Here is a 23,110-nt window from a genome sequence, read left to right as displayed (position 1 = left end):
GGACAATGGCACCTATGGCTAACAAAAAAGGACCGACCAAGGGGTCGGGTGGCAAGCATCGCAACAAACTGAAGGGTTACGGCCCCACTCCGAAGGCCGAGGACCGCGTCTACCACAAGGCATACAAGGCCAAGAAGGCGGCGGAACGCCGGCAGATGGCCGACCCGCGTCTGGCGGCTCGCCGCCGAGTGGACAAGTTCGCTTCGGCGGACACCTCGGATCTGGTGTACGGCCGTAATTCCGTGTTGGAAGCACTGCGCGTAGGCGTACCTTCTTCCACGCTGTACATCATGTCTCGTATTGAGCATGACGACCGCACCCGCGAAATCGTGAAGATCGCCGGCATGAACGGCCTGCACATGCTGGAGGCCGATCGTCTGGAGATGGATCGTATCGCCCGTTCCGGCAACCATCAGGGGGTGATCCTGAAGGTGGATCCGTTCCAGTACTCCTCGTTGAACGAACTGGCCGATCGCGCGGAGAAGAAGGCCAAGGCAATGGAGGCCGCGAATTCGGCGGCCGCCCGTATTGCCGCCCGCCCGCTGTTTATCGCCTTGGACGGCGTGACCGATCCGCAGAACCTGGGTGCCGTGATTCGTTCGGCGGCCGCATTCGGTGCCAATGGTGTGATTCTGCCGGAACGCCGTTCCGCTTCAGTGAACGCCGCCGCTTGGAAGGTGTCTGCCGGTGCGGCCGCGCATATGCCGGTGGCGCGCGTGGTGAACCTGACTAAGGCACTTGAGGGCTTGAAGGAGCGTGGATACTACGTTGTCGGCCTTGACGGTGGCGGCGATAAGCTCGTCGGCGAGACTGGCTTTGAATCCGATCCGCTCGTTGTAGTGCTCGGTTCGGAAGGCAGCGGTTTGGGCCGACTAGTGCGCGAAACCTGCGACGCGATTGCCGGCATCCCGATCAGCTCGTCTGTTGAGTCGCTGAACGCTTCAGTGGCGGCGGGTATCAGCCTGTACGCGGTGTCCAACGCACGGCGCAAGGCTGCGGCGGAGTGATTGTCGCTTGAGGCCGTAATAGGTTGTACATACACGGAAGCCCCTCTATTTGAGGGGCTTCTTTGTGTGATGGGCTCACCTACAGACAGTCCATTGGATTGTCCGCTTAATGACTCCACACTGCCGCATCCGGATCGTCATCGGGGTTGTAGCCGTCGTCGTCCGGGTCGCTGTAGGTGGATTCGTCGTCAATGACGCCGGAATCGGCCTCTTCGTTAAGTTCGGCGAGTGCCTTGGAATCAAGGTTGTAGCTCGGCAGAACGTTGTCGATGTAGCTGGTCACGGCCTCGCCCATCGGCACGTCGTGGCCGGCCTTCTCCGCCAGGAACCAGCGATGGTCAAGCACCTCATGGAAGAACTGAGCAGGCTCGATCTGGGAGCGATATTCACGCGGAATCATACGCACGGTCGGCTCGAACACCTCACGCATCCAATCGGTGGCCACGATCTCCAGCTCCTCGCCCTCACGCCATGTGGAGGCACGGTAGGCGTCAAGATCGTTGAGCAGACGACGGGCCTGATTCTCCTGCACGTCAAGGCCGGTGAGGCGCAGCAGCTTGCGGTTGGCGTATCCGGCGTCCACCACGCGCGGGCGGACCAGCACACGCTTGCCGTCCTCGGCGGTCTTCATTTCCAGCTCGTCCACATCAAAGCCCAGATCGTTGAGCTTGTTGACACGCTGCTCGATCTTCCACATCTCGTCCGGGTTGAACTTGTCGGTGTCGGTCAAGGCGCTCCACAACGAGTGGTAGCGTTCGACCAGCCGGTTGCCCACCTCGATCTCATCCACGTCGCCGGGCAGCAGCTTGCCGGACGCCAAATCCATAAGTTCGCCGATGATGTTGGTGCGGGCCAAGTCGATATCGTATTCGCGCTGGCCATCGGTGAGCTGGACTTGCAGGTCACCGGTTTCGGCGTCCACCAGGAAGGCGGAAAAAGCGTCGGCGTCGCGCAGGAACAGGACGTTCGACAGAGACACATCGCCCCAGTAGAAGCCGGCCAGGTGCAGGCGCACCAGCAGCACGGCAAGGGCGTCAATCAGTCGTTCGGCGGTGTCCGGGCGCAGGTTGCGGGCGAACAACGCACGGTACGGCAGCGAGAACTTCAAGTGCCGGGTGACCAGAATCGCCTCCAGCGGCTCCCCTTCACGGGTGTGACGGCCGGTGACCACGGCGATCGGGGTGACGGTCGGCAACTCGAGCTTCTGCAGTCGGCGCAGGATCTCGTACTCTCGCTCGGCCACCTGGCGCGTGATCTCCTTCATGGCGTACACCTCGTCGCCCACGTGCACAAAACGCACCACGTGGCGGGAGATGCCTCGCGGCAGGTTGGCCAGCAGGTCCTCGGGCCAGGTGGCCAGGGGCTTATGCCAGGGCAGCGTGAACATCTTCGGGTTCGAGCTGGCGGCGGTGATCTTCAATGCTTGCGGCTCAGCTGAACTGGCGTGATCGTCTTCGGCTTTGACGGACGTGGCCTTCAGCGCACGCGGATCCATCTGGGGTAATTCGTTCAACTCCATGTGTTCGATTTTACGTGTCGTTCGCGATGTGTGCTCCTTGGCCACGACTTCGGCGCGTTATGTTTACGGGAAAACACCGTTTGGTCTCTCCCTCAGACCGTCTAGAAGGCAAAAGAAAAGCCCCGCAGCTATGCAGGGCTTTTCCAACGAGGCCATAAGAGAGGAAGAGAATAACCTCGTTTAATGGTTGACGAAGCGATTAGACCTCGCCAAGTATCTACTAGTTCAGACGCAGCTCAGTCGACGGAGCGAACAGGTGCATCTTGGCCGGGTCGATCTTGATCTTGACGGTCGCGCCGACCTTCGGCAGCGCACGCGGATTCACACGAATCGTGGTGAGCTTGTTCTGATCGGACATGACCTGGGAGGCCTCGGCGGCGGAACCGTCGGTGACGATGGTGCCGTAGATGTAGCCATCGGAGCCCAGATCCTCGACGTTCACGACCTTCAGGGAGAAGGCGTTCGGGTCATCGACCGGCGCCAGGCCCGCGTCCTCGGGACGGAAGCCGACCACGATCTGGCCGTTGTCTTCGGCGGTGAGCTTGTTGACGGCCTCAGCCGGCAGATCCACGGTGTCCTCACCGATCTTCGCCTTGCCGTTGACCACCGGGTGGGTGTTCAGGTTCATCGACGGGGAGCCGATGAAGCCGGCGACGAAGACGTTGGCCGGACGATCGTACAGCTCGGTCGGGGCGCCGACCTGCTGCAGGATACCGAGCTTGATGACGGCGATGCGATCGCCCATCGTCAGGGCCTCGGTCTGATCGTGGGTCACGTACAGGGTGGTGACGCCCAGCTGACGCTGCAGGGCAGCAATCTGGGTACGGGTCTGGACACGGAGCTTGGCGTCGAGGTTGGACAGCGGCTCATCCATGAGGAAGACCTTCGGCTCACGGACGATTGCACGGCCCATGGCCACACGCTGACGCTGACCGCCGGACAGGGCCTTCGGCTTGCGGTCGAGGTACTCGGTCAGGTCGAGGATCTCAGCGGCCTTCTCGACGCGCTTGCGGATCTCGTCCTTCGGAGTGCCGGCGATCTTCAGGGCGAAGCCCATGTTGTCGGCAACGGTCATGTGCGGGTACAGAGCGTAGTTCTGGAACACCATTGCGATGTCGCGGTCCTTCGGCTGCATCGTGGTGACATCCTTGCCACCGATGAGGATGCGGCCCTTGTTGACCTCTTCCAGGCCGGCGAGCATACGAAGGGTCGTAGACTTACCACAGCCGGAGGGGCCGACGAGGACGAGGAACTCGCCATCCTTGATATCAAGATTCAGGTCATCCACGGAGGGCTTATCGTTGCCCGGGTAGATACGAGTGACGTGGTCGAAAACGACTTCTGCCATAGTTACTAATCCTTTCAGAGGCAGGTACGTGCCTCACGATCCGTTGTAAAGGGATTCGTTCTTTACTGTGCTTCCGCCCTCGCCACCGACGTACAACTTTGCTTTCGGAAACTGCAAGCTTCAGCGTTTACTTTTTTCCGGTTCAGTGAAGGTTCTCTTCGTTGAGCCGAGAACTACTATACACGGGCCGTGGGCCAAGGCAAGTGGCGTGTCTGAAATGTAGGTAACATTATGGGCGTTTCTGGGGGTGTTGTGTGGTTCGGCCCATGACACGCCTGTTTCTCGAACGTGCGAACCGGTACGCCCGACGTAGAGCAGGCCTGCTCTTCCCGGACTGATGGATTCCATCAGTCGCCGACTAATGCGATACAGACTCGAAGGTGACGCCGTTGCGGGCGGCTTTGCGCTCGGCCCTGCGCTCCTCGGCGTTTTCGATGCGCTGGATGCGCAGCTGGCGCCAGTCCTCGCGCATGTCGCGGAAACGGTCGGCCAGCGTTACGTCATCGTTCTCGGCATCGTCATCAGTACTGCTGCCATCGGCCTTACCGAACGTGCCATCGGCCACCTTGGTGATGCCCAGCTTGAGCAGTCCGAGCAACTCACGCAACGTTTCCGGTACTGGCTCATCGCCCTCATCGGCGGACTTGGTCAGACCCTCGATGCGGCGACGAAGCGCATCGGCGTCCTCGGGATCGATCTTGAGCCCGGCGATCAGCGACTGGCGCATGGTCTCGTAATCGAGGTTGGCAAAGAAATTCAGCTGTTGCAGCGTCATGAAGCCCTTGAGCTCGGGGAATCGGTGGACGATGTATTCCTCGCGGTCGTCGGCGGCGCGGGTCCAGTCGCGGGTGAGCTGCGGATCCCAGCTGGCGGTAATCGACCCCTCGCGCATGCGGTAGTGGTACAGCGCCTTGGGCAGACGGACCACGCGCGTGGCCTCGCCGATCACGTTGCAGATACGGGAGAGATCCTCGATTTTGCGACCCACCGGGAAGGAGAATCCGGTGCCCTGATAGGTGGAGGCGGGTGCCAGGAAGGCCCAGAAATAGCCGTCAATCTCAGCCTTGACTTGCTTTTTGATGGCCTCGACCGGGGTCAGGACCTGCACCTCGGTGAAGTCGTTGTGGCGATAGTTGGACAGCAGCGGCTTGTTGTTCTCGGAGATGGTGTCGAACTGGAACATCACCAGATCGGCATCGTATTCACGCATGGCATTCAGGCAGTCTTCCACCAGCGTGGGCGCCACAGTGTCATCCGAGTCCGCAAAGTAGATGTATGAGCCGGTCGCCTGGGCGATGCCGGCATTGCGTGCGTCGGACAGTCCGCCGTTGGGCTTGTGAATCACCCGCACGCGCGGGTCGCGGGTGGCCCAAGCGTCGCACATGGCCGGGCAGTCGTCAGGCGAGCCATCATCCACCAGCAGAATCTCGAGGTTGCGATAGGTCTGCGCAACCACAGACTTCACGCATTCATCAAGGAATTTCTCGACCTTATATACCGGGATGATGATGCTGACCAACGGCTCCTGTTCCATGCCTCCAGCGTAGCGCCGTCGCGCGAACGCGGCGGCGCTGCGGGTTCGCGGACCGCGAAACCCTTAGAAGTCCCAGTCGTCGTCATCGGTTTCTTCGGCTTTGCCCATCACGTAGGAGGAGCCGGAGCCGGAGAAGAAGTCGTGGTTTTCGTCGGCGTTCGGGCTCAGGGCGGCCAGGATCGCGGGGTTCACATCGCAAATCTCAGCCGGGAACAAAGCCGGGTAACCGAGGTTCATCAGCGCCTTGTTGCCGTTGTAGCGCAGGAACTTCTCGACGTCATCGGTCAGGCCCACGCGATCGTACAGCGACTGGGTGTACTCCACCTCGTTGTCGTACAGCTCGTTGAGCAGGTCGTACGTGTAGTCCTGCAGATCCAGGCGCTCGGCATCGCTCAGCTGGGCGATGCCCTTCTGGTACTTGTAGCCGATGTAGTAGCCGTGGACGGCCTCATCGCGGATGATCAGACGAATCACGTCGGCGGTGTTCGTCAGCTTGGCGTGCGCGGAGAAGTACATCGGCAGATAGAAGCCGGAGTAGAAGAGGAAGGACTCGAGCAGGGTGGAGGCCACCTTGCGCTTGTACGGGTTGTCGCCCTCGTAATAGTCGAGCACGATCTCCGCCTTCTTCTGCAGGAACTCATTGTTCTCGCTCCAGTCGAATGCGGCATCGATCTGCTCGGTGGAGCACAGGGTGGAGAAGATGGACGAGTAGCTTTTGGCGTGCACGGATTCCATGAAGGCGATGTTGGTGTACACGGCCTCCTCGTGCGGGGTGAGCGCGTCCGGAATCAGGGAGACGGCGCCGACCGTACCCTGGATGGTGTCAAGCAGGGTCAGGCCGGTGAACACGTGCATGGTGAGCGTGTGCTCGTCCTCGGTCATCTTCTGCCAGCTGGGGATGTCGTTAGAGACGGGGACTTTTTCGGGCAGCCAGAAGTTGCCGGTCAGGCGGTCCCAGACCTCAAGGTCTTTCTCATCTTCGAGGCGGTTCCAGTTGATTGCGGAGACGCGGTCGATGAGTTTCAGCGGTTTGCGCGGAATGGAGATAGGTGCCATGAGTAGTGTTCCTTTTACTCGTTGTCGTTATCGTCGTTGGATTTGTTTTCGAACTCCTCCGGCGCGGTCAGCCGGAGCAGTGCTCTATAGACGGTTCGTGACATTGTTGGTTCCTTAGATGGTGGAGCCCCCCCTCAGTCCGCTTCGCGGCCAGCTCCCCTCTCTGAGGGGAGCTGTCGGCGTTAGCCGAGTGAGGGGAGTAACAACGGCTCTCTGGTTGTTCAATGCGTGCGGAGACCGCCGTCTGAGGCCGAAGGCGTACGAAGGTACGTCGAGTGCCGAAGAAAGGCGGTATACGCTCCCTCGAACGATCAGAGCATGCAGGAGACGCAGCCTTGGACTTCAGTGCCTTCCAGGGCTTGCTGGCGGATGCGGATGTAGTAGAGGGTTTTGATGCCCTTGCGCCAGGCGTAGATCTGGGCCTTATTGAGGTCGCGGGTGGTGGCGGTGTCCGGGAAGAACAGCGTCAGCGACAGTCCCTGATCCACGTGCTGGGTGGCCTCGGCGTACGTGTCGACGATGGCCTTCCAGCCGATCTCGTAGGCGTCCTTGTAGTACCCGAGGTTGTCGTTGGTCATGTAGGCGGCCGGGTAGTACACGCGCCCGATCTTGCCTTCCTTGCGAATCTCGATCTTGGAGGCGATCGGGTGAATCGAGCTCGTGGAATGGTTGATGTACGAGATCGAGCCGGTGGGCGGCACGGCCTGCAGGTTCTGGTTGTAGATGCCGTCCTTCAGAATCGCGTCGCGCAGGGCCTCCCAGTCGGCCGCAGTCGGGATCGCGATGCCGTACTGTTCGAACAGCGCACGGACCCGTTCGGTGCGCGGAGTGAGCGAACGACGACCATCGGTGTACTTGTCGAAGTAGTTGCCCTGACCGGCCGGCTTGGCGTAATCGGATGTGGCGAAGCTCTTGAAGGCCTGCCCGTGTTCCACGGCGAGCGCGTGCGAGGCACGGTAGGCGTGGTAGGCCACGGTCATGAAGTACATGTCGGTGAAGTCGAGGCCCTCTTCAGAACCGTACTGGATGCCTTCGCGGGCCAGGAAGCCGTGCAGGTTCATCTGGCCGAGACCGATGGCGTGGCCCTCCTCATTGGCGCGGCGAATCGAAGGCACCGCGTTGATGCTGGTGTGCTCGGCCACCGAGGTGAGTGCGCGGATCGCCGTCTCCACCGTGTGGCCCAAGCCGCCATCCATCGCCTTAGCGATGTTGAGCGAACCCAGATTGCAGGAGATGTCGCGGCCGACATGCGCATACGTGAGGTCCTCGTTGTATGCGCTCGGCTCCTGAACCTGCAGGATTTCCGAGCACAGGTTGGACATGGTCACGCGACCTTCGATCGGGTTCGCGCGGTTGACCGTGTCCTCGAACACGATGTACGGGTAGCCGGATTCGAACTGCAGTTCGGCGATGGTGGTGAAGAACTTACGGGCGTCGATGTAGGTCTTCTTGATGCGGTCGTCGGCCACCATCTCGTCGTAATGCTCGCTGACGGAAATGTCGGCGAACGACTTGCCGTATACGCGCTCCACGTCGTACGGGCTGAACAGCGCCATCTGGGCCTTCTGCTTGGCCAGTTCGAACGTGATGTCCGGAATCACCACGCCGAGTGCCAGCGACTTGATGCGGATTTTCTCGTCCGCGTTCTCTCGCTTGGTGTCCAGGAAGCGCAGGATATCAGGGTGGTGGGCGTTGAGGTACACCGCGCCTGCGCCCTGACGTGCGCCGAGCTGGTTGGCGTAGGAGAAGGAGTCCTCCAGCATCTTCATGACCGGAATCACGCCGCTGGACTGGTTCTCGATGTGCTTGATCGGGGCGCCGAGCTCACGCAGGTTGCTCAGCAGCAGGGCCACGCCACCGCCGCGCTTGGAGAGCTGGAGGGCCGCGTTGATGCCGCGCGAAATCGACTCCATGTTGTCTTCGATGCGCACCAGGAAGCAGCTGACCGGTTCGCCACGCTGGGCCTTGCCGAGGTTCAGGAAGGTCGGGGTGGCGGGCTGGAATCGGCCGGCGAGCATTTCGTCGGCGTATTCGGTGGCCTGCGCTTCGTTGCCGGCGGCGAGTTCCAAGGCCACTGCCGCACAACGCTGCGGGAAGTCTTCAAGGTAGAGATGGCCGTCGAATGTTTTGAGGGCGTAGGACGTGTAGAACTTGAAAGCGCCGAGGAAGGTGCCGAATTCAAAACCGGCGGACTCGACGTGCTCGTAGAAGCGGTCGAGGAATTCAGCGGAGTACTGGGCGAAGACGTCGGGGTTGTAGTACTGGTTGCTGATGAGGTAGTCAAGGCGTTCGGCGGTGGAGGCGAACTGCTTGCTGTTGGCGGCCACGTGCCCAGTCACGTATTCGCGTTCGGCGGCCTTGTCTTTGTCGAACTGGATCTTGCCGTCGGCGTCATAGAGGTTGAGCATCGCGTTGAGCGCGTGGTAATCGTGCGCCGGGTCGTACTGTTCCGCTGCGGTATCGGCAGTGTTGTCGAGCGGCAGGACGGTGGCGGTGAGGTCAGTCATTGGAAATCCTTGGAATATGGCAGAAGTGTGTTTACTCAGACAGTTGCTCCCCCAGTCAACTTCGTTGACAGCTCCCCTCGGAGAGGGGAGCCAATGCCTCGAGGGGGTCAAGATTTACTGTTCGGTGAAGAAGCGGACAAGGCCGTTTCGCACGGCGGCGGTGTCTTCTGGGGTGCCCATGAGTTCGTAACGGTAGAGGTAGGGCACCTTGCATTTGGCGGCGATGATGTCTCCGGCGGCACAGTAGGCCTCACCGAAATTGGTGTTGCCTGAGGCGATGACGCCGCGAATCCACTCGCGGTTGGCTGGATCGTTGAGGAAGCGTTTGACCTGAATCGGCACTGCTTTCTTGACCACGCCGCCGCCATAGGTGGGCACCATGATGACGTACGGTTCGCGGACGTTCAGCGCCGGGTCGGCGGCCCGCAACGGGATGCGGTAGACATTGATGCCTTCGTCCTGCAAACGGCATCCGGACACGAACCGTGCGGTGTTTTCGGAGGCCGACGAGAAGTAGACCAATGCGCCGATCGTCTTGCCTTCGGCCGCGAACTCGGCCTGGCTCACGCGGATACCGTGGCGGCGGCGCGGTTGTCGGCGGCCACCTGCTGGGCGACTTCGCGAATCAGGTCGGGGCGGTAGCCGGTCCAGGAGTTGTCCGGCGTGATGACCACCGGAGCCTGCTGGAAACCGGCGGCCTGCAGCTGCTCAAGGGTGGAGGGGTTCTGCGTCAGGTCCACAGTTTCAAACGGCACACCCAGCTTGGTGAGCTGGCGCTTGGTGGCATCGCACTGCGGGCAATGCGGCTTGGTGAACACGGTGACGGTCATGGCGACTCCCCTTAATGTGGTTCTGATGGACAGTGAAGCGAAGGCCATATTACAGCGATGTGATTTGAAATCAAGGCACTATATGTAGTGGCGTGTACCATACAACAAACCTAGATATAGTGATTTCGTTGATATTCCGCCATTCCTAAGCAGCCCCGAAAATCGGCGTGCAGCGACCCGCCCAATCACATGTGGCATTGTTCACATTTGCGCTTCAACCGCCATACTCGCGTTTCGAGGGGCTGATTTGGCCTTTTCCGGAGATCTATCTCCGTTTCGAGGGGCTGGTACTCAAGTAAGCGCATCCCCAAAATGGCGGAATGGCGGTGGGGCGAAGCCGTTTATACCCGTGTTCTAGCGGGCCACCAGCCCCTCGAAACGGGAGTAAACCTCTACGGAAGGCCAAATCAGCCCCTCGAAGCGGAGAACGGATACCTCGGCACCCCGTGTGGAGCCAGAAGACCCGGTCGGATGTCCAAACGAGCATCCGGCCGGGCCTTAAAAGTAGTTGTTCAGTTATCAGAATCGATGCGGCGCGATACTACTCCGCGTCTTTACGGCTCCAACAGATCTTCGATGCGGCAGCCAAGCGTGCGGGCTAAAGCGAGCACGGTGGAGACGGCAGCTTTGCCGAGGTCTTTGCGGCGCTGCTCGTACATTTGGATGGAGCGTAGGGCAACGCCGGAGTGACGGGACAGTTCGGATTGGCTGAGTCCGGCGCGAACGCGGACTGTGTGCAGCCGGGAGTCGCCCTCGGTGCGATTATGGGCGGCCCGCTCGTCGTACACGTCGACGAATCGGCTTTCGTCGGCTTCGTGCAGAGTCGGGTACAGTCGCACGATATCGTCGAACGACAGCACATCGAGAATGTCCGCGAACCGCACTCCCCTGGCCCATTGGCAGTATGCGAGCGCCCAGCCGGCCCAGTATTCGGGTGTTGCGCCGGTGCGCAGTGCGGCTGGCGGCATATCGATAATGCGCGCCCAGCCGGTCTGTCGCATGATTTCGACCACCAGCTCCTCGCCGGACATGCCACACACATATTTGGGTACGCCTCGCCCGAAAAGCGCGGCCGCCTCGGAGGTGGCGAAGAAATCCGTGAATAGGCCGACCGGCAACCCGCAATCGTTCAGCGCGTAATCGAAGGCGCCGGCCAAGTTGGCCATGGCGTCCGGCAGATACGTCTTATCGTAGGCGAGGATCATCGTTGGTCACTTTCTCGCGGATAATGTCGCGCATGAACAGGCCGTCGAGATCGGCTTCCACACTTTTGCGGCGGTAGGCCTCGCGAGCTGTGCGGTCGCGCTCGTTACGCAATACGTGGTAGGTCGAAGCGTGGGCGATTTCGCAGCCTTGGAACCGCAGTGCCGCGAATGCCTGAGGACTGGCGAGTACGATCTGCTTGCCGAGCTCACCCAACCGCATCGCCTCGGCGAGTTGGTCGAGAGAAATCGCGTTATTGACAAAAGCGCGGGCGAACGAGAAATACGAATCGTCGGCACGATATCCGACGATGACGTCAGCCTGACTGGCATCCGGCAGAAACACTTGTTTCAGATATTCGATGCCTTGCGCGGCGACGGCGGCGGTCGGCTGGAAACGACGGTTTTCGACCAACAGGGCCAACCAGTTCAGGATGGTGTAGGGCGACTGGGATAGGTCCAGGAAGGTGAGCCCGTTGGTGGCCAATGTGTACCGATTCGCGAAACCGTCATCTAGTCCCGCGCACGCCCATTCCTTGGCCAGCTCGATGCTGCGCGTGCAATAGAATCCGCGGCCATAATCGTTGTTCGGCTTGACCAGCCCGTATTCAGGATGCTTGATGACATGCGAAGAGCCATGCCACAGTTCGATCGATGCGGTCTCCATTGGCCGGCTCCTTCTCTCTCCTTACATGTTCTTGATTATATCACTGTGGTGATAGTCATAAGGGAAATACGAGATGAAAAATACCGCTGTATACGTTCGTACACAACGTGAAATGTATACGAACGTATACAACACTGATGTCCGGAGTCATGCTCCGCAGTGGCGCAGCGGACGCGACACTACAATCGGAATATGGGACTGAAGACGTGGAAGAAGTGGACGGACTGGCCGCTGATGGTGCTGTCCGTGGTGTTTCTGGTGGTGTATTCGTGGGAAATTCTCTCCCGCACGCATATCGCGCTGTGTGAAACCGTCATCAACGTGATCTGGGTGGTGTTCGTCGTCGATTATGTGGTCTCGCTGTGGTTGGCCGACGATCGCTGGCGGTGGTTCAAGCACAACCTGTTCACGCTGCTGACCATCGCGCTGCCGATGCTCCGGCCCTTGCGACTGTTGCGTTTGCTGACCGTGCTGCACGTGCTGAACCGCACCTCCGGCATGGCGGTGCGCGGGCGCATCACCGTATACGCGGTCGGCGCGGTGGGAATGCTCATGTACGTGGGCGCGCTGGCCGTGTATTCCGTGGAGCGCGGGGCGTCCGGATCCACGATCACCGACTTCGGCACGGCGTTGTGGTGGGCGTTCGTGACCGTGACCACCGTGGGATATGGCGACTTCTCGCCGGTCACCTTCCAAGGCAAGATCATTGCGGTGGTGCTGATGTTCACCGGCATCGCGTTGATCGGTATTGTGACGGCCACGCTGGCTTCGTGGATCGTGGATCAGGTCAATCTGGAGACGGATCGGCGCGAGGACGCTCGGGAGAAGGAAGTGGCCAAGGAAGCCGCGCAAGAGGCTATTGCAACATCAGCCAATCCCGAAATCGACCTATTGCGCGAGGAAGTGCGTGAGCTGACCGCTACGGTAGCCGGTCTGCGCACCGAACTTGAGCGGCGTTGATTGGCGAAGCGGGACAAACAACGATTCTGCCAAGAAGGTCCGCGTCAGTTGTTGTCACCGCGGATTGCGGCAGAATCATTGTCGCCACGGCTGTTTTCTTCAGTCGGCTCAACCCAACTTTTGATATTTTTTATTTTTTTGATATTTTTGATAATTTTTATTTTAGGTTGATTCAGCGAGGAGGCGGTCCACATGAAGGCAAAGGAAAACCCATTCAAGCCAACGGCAGGAGGGGAACCGCCCCACTCCATACCGATGTAGTTGAAGGCGCTCATCACGGCACCCGCGCCGCCCTGCTTGACGCTCATCTCGAAGGGCTTCAGGTAGATCTCGCGAATCGACTGCTCGTTGGCCCAGGTGGCGAGCTCGCTCAGTCGGTTGGTCTCCTGGTCGTTCAGCGCGAAGTGCTTCATGAAGGCGTACACGCCCTTGGCCTGAGCGCCAGACCTGCTGGGAGGCCATCACGCCGAACAGGTAGCCGTCTTCGGAGAAGTATTCGAAGGTACGACCGGCGAAGTCGCGGCATTCGAATCTGATATCGTTATCGATTCGATCAGCGGCTCACGATACTGCCCTTGCATCGCTGTGCCACTGTTGAATGTGCCCGGCTGGCTCACCTTTGGGTCACCGCCGACACATCCTTGATGCCGATGGTTATAGAGTCGCAAATTCACGACTGGCGTACCTGCCCACGCACCTATCCTGTCATTTCGAGCGCATAATTTGCTACCACATCCGGTCAGGGCAATCGACCTTAATGGCGTAAACGGCACTTCTCAATACGTAAACGGCACTTATTCTTGGCTCCCCTCTCAGAGAGGGGAGCCAAGAAATATCAAGCTCGGCCTCCCAGGAGAGAGCCAGAATAATGCACCAGCAAGGCATTAGGATGGAGGGCATGAGCGATTTGAACGCGTTGAATCTTGAGCCCGGCGAAGTGGTTGGTGGGTATACGCTGATTTCCCGGCTCGGCTCAGGAGCTATGGGGTCGGTGTGGCGTGTCCGCGACGGCGGTGGCACCACCTATGCGATGAAGATTCTGCGCGATTCGCTGGCCGACGAGTCGGTGGCAGGCTCCGGCTCTGCGTCCGCGGCCCTGCACGACCCCGACCTCAAGCCCGATGTCACGCCGCGCGAACGTCTGCGGCGCGAGGCCATGGCCTTGAAGAAGGTCAATCATCCAGGCGTATGCGGCATCGTGGATATGGAACTCGACGATACGTTGGCGTTCATCGTCACTGAACTCATCGAGGGCAAGAATCTTAAGGATGATGTGGCCGCCAATGGCCGGTATGTGGGCGACGATCTGGAACGCTTGGCCCGCAAGCTCATCGAAGCCACCAAAGCCGTACATGCGGCCGGCATCGTCCATCGCGACATCAAACCCACCAATGTGATGGTGTCGGCCGCCGGACCGGTATTGGTCGATTTCGGTATCGCGATGGGCGAGGGCGAAAGTCACGTGACCCGCACCGGCCTAGTGATGGGTACACCCGGATTCATCGCACCCGAGATTATTGACGGTGCCGAATCCGACGACGCCACCGATTGGTGGTCGGTGGCGTCCGTGCTCGCTTTTGCCGCAACCGGCGCGCCTGTGTTCGGCACCAAGCCGATGATGGCGGTACTTGAGCGCGAGGCCTCGGGCAACGCGAATCTTTCCGGACTACCGGCCGGCACATTGGCTGCCTTCCGTTCTGCACTGGACCCGGATCGCAGGGATCGTTGCACGCCGGATCAATTGCTGAATGCCATCGCCTTGGATGCGTTGAATCCCAACGCTTGGCAGGGCGAGCAGGCGGGACCGTTCGCCGCGGGAGCCGTGGCTGGACAACCGGCTGCGATCGTTGCCGAAGCCGCGGAGGCGATGCCCCCTTTTGGCGCGGCCGGCGACGTTGACCGCAATAATCCCCGAACCATCTGGCGCGCGGCCGAGGAAGCCGCTGAGGCTCCCACCATGGCCGTGTTCTCCGGCAATAAGGGCGATAACGGCGATGGCGAAACCGCCGTATTCTCGCCGGCTGGCGCCGCTACCGCCACGCTGCCCTTAGCCGATATGCCGCCACGTCCGCCGGCCGGTGCGGAGCAGGCCACGCAACTGTTGCCCGACGCTGCTGCCGATTTCACCGACGACGCCGGCACACAGGTACTCACCGGCGCGACCACACCGATGCCGGACCAAACCACACCAATGGCCGGCGCCACCACACCAATGACCAACACCGATTCGACTCCGGCCCCGACCACGCCGCTGGCCGAGCGCACCACCGTACTCCCCACGCCGCAGCCGTCATCATTCCCCCCGTCCGGCACCGCCCAGAGCAGCTGGGATCCCGCAAGCAACCAGCCCACAGCGGTGGACCCCGCCATTCGCCCGGCATTGCAGCGCATCATCGACCAAACCGCCCAAGCGGCCCCCACCGAAACCATGGTCCAAAATCCTCCCATGCCCAATCCGGTGGACGTGAAGCGAGGGGAATATCTGCAGCGCGGCACCCTGCCATTGATCCTGCTGGCGGCGCCGCTGGCGGCACTGGCGGCAAATGCTCCGCTCGTGGCCATCATCGCGGCCACTGCGTTGTTGTGGCTACTGCTCACCCTGGCCTATAACACCGAACCCCAGCTTGAGCGCGAGGGCAAACGCGGCGGCGAGCGCAAAAACTCCGATTCGTGGATTCGCGTGGCGACTTTTCCCTGGCATCTGGTCAAAGCCCTGCTGCTGGCCATTCCCCGCATACTGCTGCTAGTCATCATCTATATGGCGGGAACCGCCGTGGCCACCGCGGCTCTGGCACTGCCCGTTCACACCATCTCCTGGTATTTCACCGCGGATTGGGGTATTCCGGTGCCGTTGCTCAATGATGTGCCGTTCTCCGCTTCCGGGCTGGCGCTGGGCGGTTTCATGGCCATCGGCTGGCTGGTCACTGTGTTCGCCCCACAGTCGATGATGATTCGGCTGGGGGGCGGTGTACTGCGCGGGCTCAAACACAGTCGCCCGGCGGGCGCGCCATCCACCGAAGTGGGTGGGGCTCCACCTGCTCCAGTGGCGCCGGCGCCCAAGGGCGGCGGGCGCGGCACCGTGCTGTTCACCATATGGGCCATCATCACCGTGGCCTTGTGCGCGATGCCGATTCTGGGCATGCCGATCAACTGGATGCCGTTCGCCTAGAGCGGGGCGGAATCTCACACATCAGCCATCCGCACACATGGCCGTTGTGTATCCGATACGTTCGTTCCGTCACACTTTTACAGGGAATTCACCTCAGATCAGCTCTGGGCGCAGTCCTCCTCAGGCCCGGTCATTATGATGGGGCCCAAACATTGAAGCGATTGCAAGGGGATAGCTATGTCAGATCCGAAGCGTCAGGCCAAGCGTGTCACACGCGCTGAGCGCCGAGCGGCCGAGGAGGCCGCCCAGCAGGCACGGGCCGAGCAGGCGGCTAAGGAACGTAAGCAGCAGACCATCATCGGCTGCATTGTGGTGGCCATTATTGTGGTGCTGGTGGCCATCGCTGGATTCGCCGTATACAAGGCTATGCGGCCGTCCAACACCAGCAGCAGTAGCCAGCAAAGCAACATGACCGTGGACGAGGCCTATAGCAAGCTCAAGAAAGTCAGTACCCAGCCGGCCAACGCCGATGACAAGGCCGGCTTCGTGATCTCGAGCAAGGGGTACGGTCAGAAGGCCGAAGGGGCGCCCACCGTTTCCATCTACATGGAGCCGCTGTGCCCCGGCTGCGCCTCGGTGAACCGCCAGCTTGACCCGACGCTCGTCAAGCTGATGAACGCCGGCCAGCTCAACATCGATTTGCACTTCCTCAATTTCCAGGACAACAAGAGCTCCGACAACTACTCCAACCGCGCGTTCAACGGTGCCATCTATATCGCCGAGCATGACGACGATCCCGATCACCTGATGCAGTACCTCTCCAACATCTACGCTGAGGATTTCCAGCCCGGCGAGCTGTCCAACTATGTGTCGGTCAGCGACAACAAGCTGAAGAAGCAGGCCATCAATGCCGGCGTAAGTGAGGACGTGGCCGCCGCCGCCTTCAGTGGCGACAACGAATATGTCGACTGGCTGACCGCCTCCAACAACTACACCATCCTTCGCCCCGAACTGTTCAACAGCTCCGGCGCGTTCTCCTCCCCCACGCTCACCATCAATGGCGAATACTGGGATCTGAAGCAGCTCACGCTGGCGGACACCAGCATGGTGGACGGATTCCTCAAGTCCATCGGCTTGGACTCCGATCAGGTGGGCGTGGAAGGCCAGATGCCATCGATCGGCGCCAACAAGAAGCCGATTTCGCTGGCCGATTAATTACCGGCGCGGCTCGGCCTGAATTGACCACTCGAGAACTACCGGTATACTAGAGATTTGTTCAAAACGATTTACGCGTTAAGAACAATCGCCTCTTTAGCTCAGATGGCCAGAGCGGCCGCCTTGTAAGCGGCAGGTCGTCGGTTCGATCCCGACAAGAGGCTCGCCGCGCAGAAAAAATGGCGTATTATGTGATACGTAGGCTTTTCTACGCATATAATTCTTACCTTGGGTAAGTACTCCAGGAGCCTTCCCCCAATTATGGGCTTCCTGGAATGAGGGCGGAGCGTCCCCCAACCAGCTCCGCACCTTCAAGGGGGCGGGAACATCCCCTTCTCTCCCGCCCCCTTTTTTCTTTTTTTGAGTTCAGAACAATCTGACGAGCAGGAATGGTGACGGTGGCCGGTGAAACCGCAGTACGGGTCCGAACAACCGTTACGATGGGTGGCGTAATCGTTCACCCAGCAGGAAGAGTATGGCAATGGCACGGCGTTGGACCCCGCAGCGGTTTGTTACACTGCGTCGCATCCGCGTAATCGCCTGTATCGCGGCGACCAGTATCGCGCTGGCTGGATCATTCGCGTTCACCGCGCGTAAATCCGTAGCCCTGAACATCAACGGGCAAACCACCCAAGTCACCACATATGCGATGACGGCCACCCGTCTTCTGGAGGAACAAGGGGTGGATATCAAGACCCACGATATCGTCACTACCTCGTCCGGCGACCAACTCGCCAATCATGCCGTGGTCACCGTACAGTCCGCCTACCAGACCACTATCAACATCGACGGCACGTCCGTTCCCTTCTGGACCGTGGCCACCAGTGCCGACCAGCTGCTGGGATTTTTCGAGGAAAACCAGAACAACGCCACAAAAATCACCGTCGACATCGACAATGTGTACAACCAGCTCACCGGCGGACTGGTCATCAATCAGGATGGCCCGGTCACCGTCATTGCGGACGGCAAGACTTCCGTGGCCCCCAACGGCAAACTGCCCGCGGCCTCCATTCTTGACTCCAAAGGCATCGTGCTGAACAAAGAGGACCGTGTGAGCGTCGAAAAGGACGGCGATACCACTATCCTGCGCGTACGGCGCGTGACGCATGGCGAGGAAACACGCACAGCCATAGTGCCATACTCCACACAAACCATCATCGACTCCAATCTTCCTGAAGGCCAGTCGGAGATCCGCCAGCAAGGCGTCAATGGCGAGAAAACCCAGGTGTATAACGTCACGTATGTCGATGGCGTGGCCGAATCGGAGACGCTGGAATCCGAAACCGTCACCACGATGGCCATCGACCAGATCATCGCCGTAGGCGCCGCCAAGTCTGATACCGATAAAGGTTCCGACAAAAAATCCGACTCCGCCGATAACGGCAAGGCCGATTCCGGTTTCAACAATCAGCACGAGTCGTCCGGTAACAATGCCAACAACACAGGCGACAAGAACAACAGCAGCTCTGGCAGCAACACGAACACCGATACCAACAACAATGCCGGCAACACCGGCGGCAACAACTCCGGTAACTCCGGTAACACCGGTAACACCGGTAACACCGGCAACACCGGTAACACCGGCAATTCCGGTAACACTGGTAATTCCGGTAACACCGGCGGCGGTACGAACAACAATTCCGGCTCTTCCGGCTCCGATTCAGGAACAACCACCACGCCCTCCGGCCGACTCTGGCACGCCACCGTAGCCCAGGCTCAGGCCTATGCCGCCGGTGCCGCCGCGCAGCGCGGGTGGACAGGCAACGACTGGGATTGCCTGGTCAAACTATGGAACCGCGAGTCCAGGTGGCTGTGGTATGCCGAAAACGCGAGCTCCGGTGCCTACGGCATTCCTCAGTCGCGACCAGCAGACAAAATGGCTGCGTTCGGCGCCAATTACCGTGACGATGCCGCCGTACAGATCGATTGGGGTCTGTGGTACATCGCACAAGCCTACGGCAGCCCGTCCAAGGCATGGCAACATTCCGAACAAATCGGTTGGTACTGATCGGTTACGAAGCCCACAAGGAACACACGCTTATGAACGACACCATTCCCGCCACCGGTCACCTGTTAGGTGCCGCCGATATCCGTCGTATCGCGGCCGATGCCGGCATCAGCCCCACCAAGAAATTCGGGCAGAACTTCGTCATCGACCCCGGCACGGTCCGTCGTATCGTACGCGAGGCGGGAGTGACCGCTGCCGATCATGTCATGGAAGTCGGCCCCGGCCTGGGATCGTTGACGCTGGCGATTTTGGAAACCGGCGCCACCATGACCGCAGTCGAAATCGATCCGCCGTTGGCCGAACGACTGCCGGGCACAGTCGCCGAATTCATGCCCGAAGCCACGTCACGACTCACCGTCGTCAATCGGGATGCCTTAACCGTCACCCCGGAGAACGTGCCTGATTTCAGCGATGCCGCATCGTTTACGCTGGTCGCCAATCTGCCGTACAACGTGGCCACACCAATTCTGCTCACGCTGTTGGAGCGTTTCGACAACCTCGTCTCGTTCTTGGTGATGGTGCAGAAAGAGGTGGCCGATAGACTCGCCGCCAAGCCCGGTTCCAAGATCTACGGCGCGCCGAGCGTGAAGCTCGCCTGGTATGGCACCGCCGAACGGGTGGGCACCATCGGCCGCAATGTGTTCTGGCCGGCTCCCAATGTGGATTCCGCGCTCGTCAAATTCACCCGGTATCAGGCCGATGACCCGGCCGCCCCGGGAGCCTCGAACAGCACGGCCGACGGCGGCGCACAACGGGAACTCGTATTTCGTCTGATCGATGCGGCGTTCGGTCAGCGTCGCAAGACCCTGCACGCGGCATTGAAGACCATTGCGCCCTCCGAGGCATTCTCCATCGCCGGCATCGATCCGACCCGTCGAGGAGAGACGCTCACCATCGCCGAATTCACCGCTCTGGCCAAGGCCATCGAATCGTGTGGAGATGGAGATGAGGCACAATGAGTCCGGTAATTTCACATCCACGCCCAGCCGCTGCCCGACATCAGTTCGATGAGCTCTCCCCCATCACCATTACGGTGGATTGCCCGGCTAAAACCAATCTCACCTTGGAAGTGGGGCCTGCTCACGACGAGTGGGGCGGACGCCACGAACTGGACACCATCTACTGTGCAATCGGTGTATACGACACCGTCACCGCAACCGCCAAGCAACCCGGAGCAGGATTCTCTCTGGAGCTCGAAGGCGCTTATTTGGGCGACTTGGCCTCCTCACGCAGCGACATGCGCCGCAACCATGCGGTACTGGCCCTCTTCGCCATGGCCCAGGCGGCCGAGCGCGAGCCGGATGTGGCGTTGACCATTACCAAGCGCATTCCCGTGGGTGCCGGACTAGGCGGCGGTTCAGCCGACGCCGCGGCGACCATGCTGGCGGTCAATCGTCTCTGGGATCTGAACTGGCCTATAGAGCGCCTGCGCACCATTGCCGCCACGTTGGGCGCGGACATGCCGTTCTGCCTGACCGGTGGCCTTGCATACGGCACCGGTTTCGGTGAACGCATCACGGATATCACCCCCGGCAGCCGCGATGAGCTGGCGCTGATAGAACAGGGATTCAGCGGCGAAGTATTGGTCGGCGCATACCAGTCGCAACTCAGCACTCCTGAGGTCTACCACACCTTTGACATCGTGGGAGCCGCAGAAGGCGACCGCAATCATCTGCAGGCTGCGGCAATCAGCCTGCATCCCCGCAGCGGGCAGGCCATCGACGCCGCCACGCAGGCGGGTGCCAGCCATGCATTCGTCTCCGGATCCGGCCCCTCAGTGGTCGCTTTCGCCGCCGACGAGGCAGCGGCACAACGCATTATCGATGGGTGGCGCGATACGGCTGTGGTCGATCGCATTATTCGAGCCAAATCTCCCGCACACCCCAATATCGGCGTCAGACAGTGACGCTAAGGTAGCAACCAGCCACCCGACCCATGAAAGAAGTCCACCGATGACGTATCAGGTTGATGAACGTGAAGCCCGCAAGGCGTACGTGCGCCGCCGCCAGACCATCGTCTTTTCCATCAGCGGCGCGGTATTGGCAGTAGTGATGGTCATAGCCCTACTGTTCAATTTCCACGTTTTCGGCCTCGGCGAAGTGGAGACTCCGGCCCGCCAGCCGAATTACGGCAACGCGGCGCCGTGCGCGGTCAAGGACAGCAGCGGCAAAGCGCAATACGTGTCCAACGCTTCGGTCGGCATTCGCGTGATGAACGGCACCTCTCACGGCCAATTCGCCAAGGCCGTGGGTGAAGCTTTGGCTGATCGTGGATTCAGCGTGCAGAAAATCGATAACTATTCCAGCACCAACGTTGAACGCACCACCATCTACTTCGGCAAGAACGCCATTAATCAGGCGTATACGCTGATCGGCAATTTCACCGACGCCACCATGATCATGACGGCTCGCGAGGATCAGCTCATCGATGTGGTCATCGGCGCCACGTTCAACGATCTGCAGGACACCAAATCCTCCCCGCGATCCGGTAAGACCATCACCAATATCGAGGGTTGCAAGGCCGCAGATAGCATGACCAAGCTGCCCGCCGACACCAAACACGACGCATACACGGCGAAGTAAGGCGCATACAGCTTCATCTTCGCGAAAAACCGTACGCTGACACGTATTCAGCGTACGGTTTTTTGGTATCGGGCTAGTATCGGACTACTGAATCTCGGCGTACCAGCGCTTGAGTTCTTCGACGGCCACATCGTGGTCCACCGGACCGTTATCCAGGCGGTATTCCAGCATGTGCTTGTAGGCGCGGCCGATCATCGGGCCAGGCTCCAGGCCCAGCAACTCCATAATTTCGTTGCCGTCCAGATCCGGGCGAATCGCGTCGAAGTCCTCCTTCTTCTTGAGTTCGCGGACGCGCTCCTCCATCTCATCCATGGCCTGGGAGAAGATCATCGCCTTGCGCTTGTTTTGTGTGGTGGCATCCGCGCGCGTGAGCCTGTTCAGCCGCTCGTAGAGGTGCCCGGCATCCTTGACATACCGGCGTACGGCCGAATCGGTCCACGGCTCGTCCACATAGCCGTGGAAGCGCAGGTGCATATTCACCAGTTCCGAGACGTCCTCGACCAGATGGTGGTCAAAACGCAGCGCCTTCAAGCGCTTGCGGGTCATTTTGGCACCCACCGCGTCATGGTGGTGGAAGCTCACCTTGCCGCCCGGCTCGAACCGGCGGGTCTTCGGCTTGCCGATATCGTGCATCACGGCGGCCAAGCGCAACGTCAGGTCGGGGGCGGGCACCGGGCCGTCCGGGCCGGTTTCCAGGGCGATAGCACGTTCGAGCACAATCATCGTGTGCTCGAAGACGTCCTTGTGGCGGTGGTGTTCGTCGATCTGCAATTGCAGGGCCGGAATCTCCGGGAAGACGATGTCCGCAAGACCGGATTCGACCAACGCCTCAAGGCCGGCGCGCGGACGGTCGGAGAGCAGCAGCTTGGTCAGTTCGTCGCGCACGCGCTCGGCGGATACGATGTCGATGCGGTCGCGCATCGAGGTAATCGCCTCGGCCGCGTCCGGCGCGATACGGAAGCCCAGCTGGGCCACGAATCGCACGGCGCGCATCATACGCAACGGATCGTCGTCAAAGGACTGTCGCGGGTCCACCGGCGTGCGCAACACACCCTTGGACAGATCACTGGCACCACCGAACGGGTCCACGAATTGCAGGTCGGGCACGCGCAGGGCCATCGCGTTGACGGTGAAGTCGCGGCGGGACAGGTCGCCCTCAAGCGTGTCGCCATAATTGACCTCGGGCTTACGCGAGTCCGGATCGTACGTGTCGGAGCGATAGGTGGTGACCTCCACCTTGACCTCGGTGCCGTCCGGGCGGCGGCGCATGGCACCCAGCGTGCCGAACTTGCGCCCCATGTCCCAGAAGCCGTCATGCCCCCACCGGCGCAGTATCGGCTCGAACTGCTCAGGCCGTGCGGATGAGCAGAAGTCCAAATCGTGGCTCCTTCTATGGAGCAGCAAATCCCTGACCGGGCCGCCGACCAATGCCAGCTCGTAACCCTGTTCGGCGAACAGTCGACCAAGTTCGATGGCTTCGGGCCATACTTCGAAATCCAATGGGCACCTTCCCGCGTGCGACGTTTTTCTGCCCTACCAGCATACCGTTACCCCACCTGCACACGG

The 23,110-nt window shown here is 60.4% G+C and carries 18 protein-coding genes, 1 tRNA gene and 1 pseudogene; 9 read left to right on the top strand and 11 right to left on the bottom strand.

Annotated elements, in window-relative coordinates:
* Positions 1 to 14 precede the first annotated feature (14 nt).
* A complete protein-coding gene (gene rlmB / locus FYJ31_RS01615; RefSeq protein ID WP_060620286.1) occupies positions 15 to 1,007 on the top strand; it encodes a 23S rRNA (guanosine(2251)-2'-O)-methyltransferase RlmB in 993 nt (330 codons plus the stop codon).
* 106 nt (positions 1,008 to 1,113) lie between these two features.
* On the opposite strand, the gene FYJ31_RS01610 is transcribed toward rlmB, so the two are convergent.
* From FYJ31_RS01610 to FYJ31_RS01565, 9 genes are all read right to left on the bottom strand, one after another.
* Positions 1,114 to 2,526 (bottom strand): DUF4032 domain-containing protein, encoded by a 1,413-nt coding sequence (locus tag FYJ31_RS01610; protein ID WP_154535778.1) that lies wholly within the window; start codon positions 2,524 to 2,526, stop codon positions 1,114 to 1,116.
* A gap of 220 nt (positions 2,527 to 2,746) precedes the next feature.
* Entirely contained in the window at positions 2,747 to 3,874 is a 1,128-nt protein-coding gene (locus FYJ31_RS01605; RefSeq protein WP_012578687.1) for an ABC transporter ATP-binding protein, read from the bottom strand.
* Between the two features lie 358 nt (positions 3,875 to 4,232).
* Positions 4,233 to 5,408, bottom strand: coding sequence for a glycosyltransferase family 2 protein (locus tag FYJ31_RS01600; protein WP_174772584.1), 1,176 nt, complete (start codon positions 5,406 to 5,408; stop codon positions 4,233 to 4,235).
* A gap of 63 nt (positions 5,409 to 5,471) precedes the next feature.
* Entirely contained in the window at positions 5,472 to 6,464 is a 993-nt protein-coding gene (gene nrdF / locus FYJ31_RS01595; protein WP_007054635.1) for a class 1b ribonucleoside-diphosphate reductase subunit beta, read from the bottom strand.
* 311 nt (positions 6,465 to 6,775) lie between these two features.
* A complete protein-coding gene (nrdE, locus tag FYJ31_RS01590; protein WP_154535777.1) occupies positions 6,776 to 8,971 on the bottom strand; it encodes a class 1b ribonucleoside-diphosphate reductase subunit alpha in 2,196 nt (731 codons plus the stop codon).
* A 114-nt stretch (positions 8,972 to 9,085) separates the two neighbouring features.
* Positions 9,086 to 9,544 carry a class Ib ribonucleoside-diphosphate reductase assembly flavoprotein NrdI gene (gene nrdI, locus FYJ31_RS01585; protein ID WP_174772605.1) on the bottom strand — a complete coding sequence of 153 codons (459 nt, stop codon included), beginning with the start codon at positions 9,542 to 9,544 and terminating at the stop codon, positions 9,086 to 9,088.
* Positions 9,535 to 9,801 (bottom strand): glutaredoxin family protein, encoded by a 267-nt coding sequence (locus tag FYJ31_RS01580; protein WP_007051803.1) that lies wholly within the window; start codon positions 9,799 to 9,801, stop codon positions 9,535 to 9,537. The genes nrdI and FYJ31_RS01580 overlap by 10 nt, the downstream gene beginning before the upstream one ends.
* Positions 9,802 to 10,355: 554 nt before the next feature.
* Positions 10,356 to 11,006, bottom strand: a complete 651-nt coding sequence (locus FYJ31_RS01570) for a helix-turn-helix transcriptional regulator (RefSeq protein ID WP_174772582.1) — start codon at positions 11,004 to 11,006, stop codon at positions 10,356 to 10,358.
* Positions 10,987 to 11,670, bottom strand: a complete 684-nt coding sequence (locus FYJ31_RS01565) for a DUF3990 domain-containing protein (RefSeq protein WP_154535776.1) — start codon at positions 11,668 to 11,670, stop codon at positions 10,987 to 10,989. Before FYJ31_RS01565 ends, FYJ31_RS01570 begins: the two co-directional genes overlap by 20 nt.
* Positions 11,671 to 11,862: 192 nt before the next feature.
* Between FYJ31_RS01565 and FYJ31_RS01560 the strand changes: the two genes are divergently transcribed.
* A complete protein-coding gene (locus FYJ31_RS01560; RefSeq protein WP_007054642.1) occupies positions 11,863 to 12,630 on the top strand; it encodes a potassium channel family protein in 768 nt (255 codons plus the stop codon).
* 221 nt (positions 12,631 to 12,851) lie between these two features.
* Here the strand turns inward: FYJ31_RS01560 and FYJ31_RS01555 are convergent.
* Positions 12,852 to 13,146, bottom strand: a pseudogene (locus tag FYJ31_RS01555) (glycoside hydrolase family 3 N-terminal domain-containing protein); the annotation flags it as partial.
* Between the two features lie 373 nt (positions 13,147 to 13,519).
* On the opposite strand from FYJ31_RS01555, the gene FYJ31_RS01545 reads away from it, so the two are divergent.
* The 7 genes from FYJ31_RS01545 to FYJ31_RS01515 all read left to right on the top strand — a co-directional run bounded on the left by FYJ31_RS01545 (position 13,520) and on the right by FYJ31_RS01515 (position 21,544).
* A complete protein-coding gene (locus FYJ31_RS01545; RefSeq protein WP_174772581.1) occupies positions 13,520 to 15,799 on the top strand; it encodes a serine/threonine-protein kinase in 2,280 nt (759 codons plus the stop codon).
* 177 nt (positions 15,800 to 15,976) lie between these two features.
* Complete coding sequence (locus FYJ31_RS01540) at positions 15,977 to 16,954, top strand: DsbA family protein (RefSeq protein WP_154535774.1); 978 nt, start codon at positions 15,977 to 15,979, stop codon at positions 16,952 to 16,954.
* Between the two features lie 90 nt (positions 16,955 to 17,044).
* Positions 17,045 to 17,118: transfer RNA gene (locus FYJ31_RS01535), tRNA-Thr, on the top strand.
* Positions 17,119 to 17,429: 311 nt separating this feature from the next.
* The gene (locus tag FYJ31_RS01530) at positions 17,430 to 18,962 is read left to right on the top strand and encodes a G5 domain-containing protein (RefSeq protein ID WP_154535773.1); all 1,533 of its coding nucleotides are present in this window, start codon (positions 17,430 to 17,432) and stop codon (positions 18,960 to 18,962) included.
* A 32-nt stretch (positions 18,963 to 18,994) separates the two neighbouring features.
* Complete coding sequence (gene rsmA / locus FYJ31_RS01525; protein ID WP_154535772.1) at positions 18,995 to 19,921, top strand: 16S rRNA (adenine(1518)-N(6)/adenine(1519)-N(6))-dimethyltransferase RsmA; 927 nt, start codon at positions 18,995 to 18,997, stop codon at positions 19,919 to 19,921.
* On the top strand, positions 19,918 to 20,868 hold the full coding sequence (locus FYJ31_RS01520; protein ID WP_053496183.1) for a 4-(cytidine 5'-diphospho)-2-C-methyl-D-erythritol kinase: 951 nt from the start codon (positions 19,918 to 19,920) through the stop codon (positions 20,866 to 20,868). Before rsmA ends, FYJ31_RS01520 begins: the two co-directional genes overlap by 4 nt.
* A 46-nt stretch (positions 20,869 to 20,914) precedes the next feature.
* Entirely contained in the window at positions 20,915 to 21,544 is a 630-nt protein-coding gene (locus FYJ31_RS01515; protein ID WP_065472934.1) for a LytR C-terminal domain-containing protein, read from the top strand.
* Positions 21,545 to 21,628: 84 nt separating this feature from the next.
* Here FYJ31_RS01515 and FYJ31_RS01510 read toward each other — a convergent pair whose 3' ends face one another.
* Positions 21,629 to 23,044 (bottom strand): CCA tRNA nucleotidyltransferase, encoded by a 1,416-nt coding sequence (locus tag FYJ31_RS01510; protein ID WP_144098823.1) that lies wholly within the window; start codon positions 23,042 to 23,044, stop codon positions 21,629 to 21,631.
* Positions 23,045 to 23,110: the final 66 nt, after the last annotated feature.

It is taken from the genome of Bifidobacterium sp. WCA-178-WT-4B (assembly GCF_009696495.1).
GTDB lineage: Bacteria > Actinomycetota > Actinomycetes > Actinomycetales > Bifidobacteriaceae > Bifidobacterium > Bifidobacterium infantis.
The sequence above is the reverse complement of the archived record's forward strand: the minus strand, read 5'-3'. Positions and strand labels throughout refer to the sequence as shown.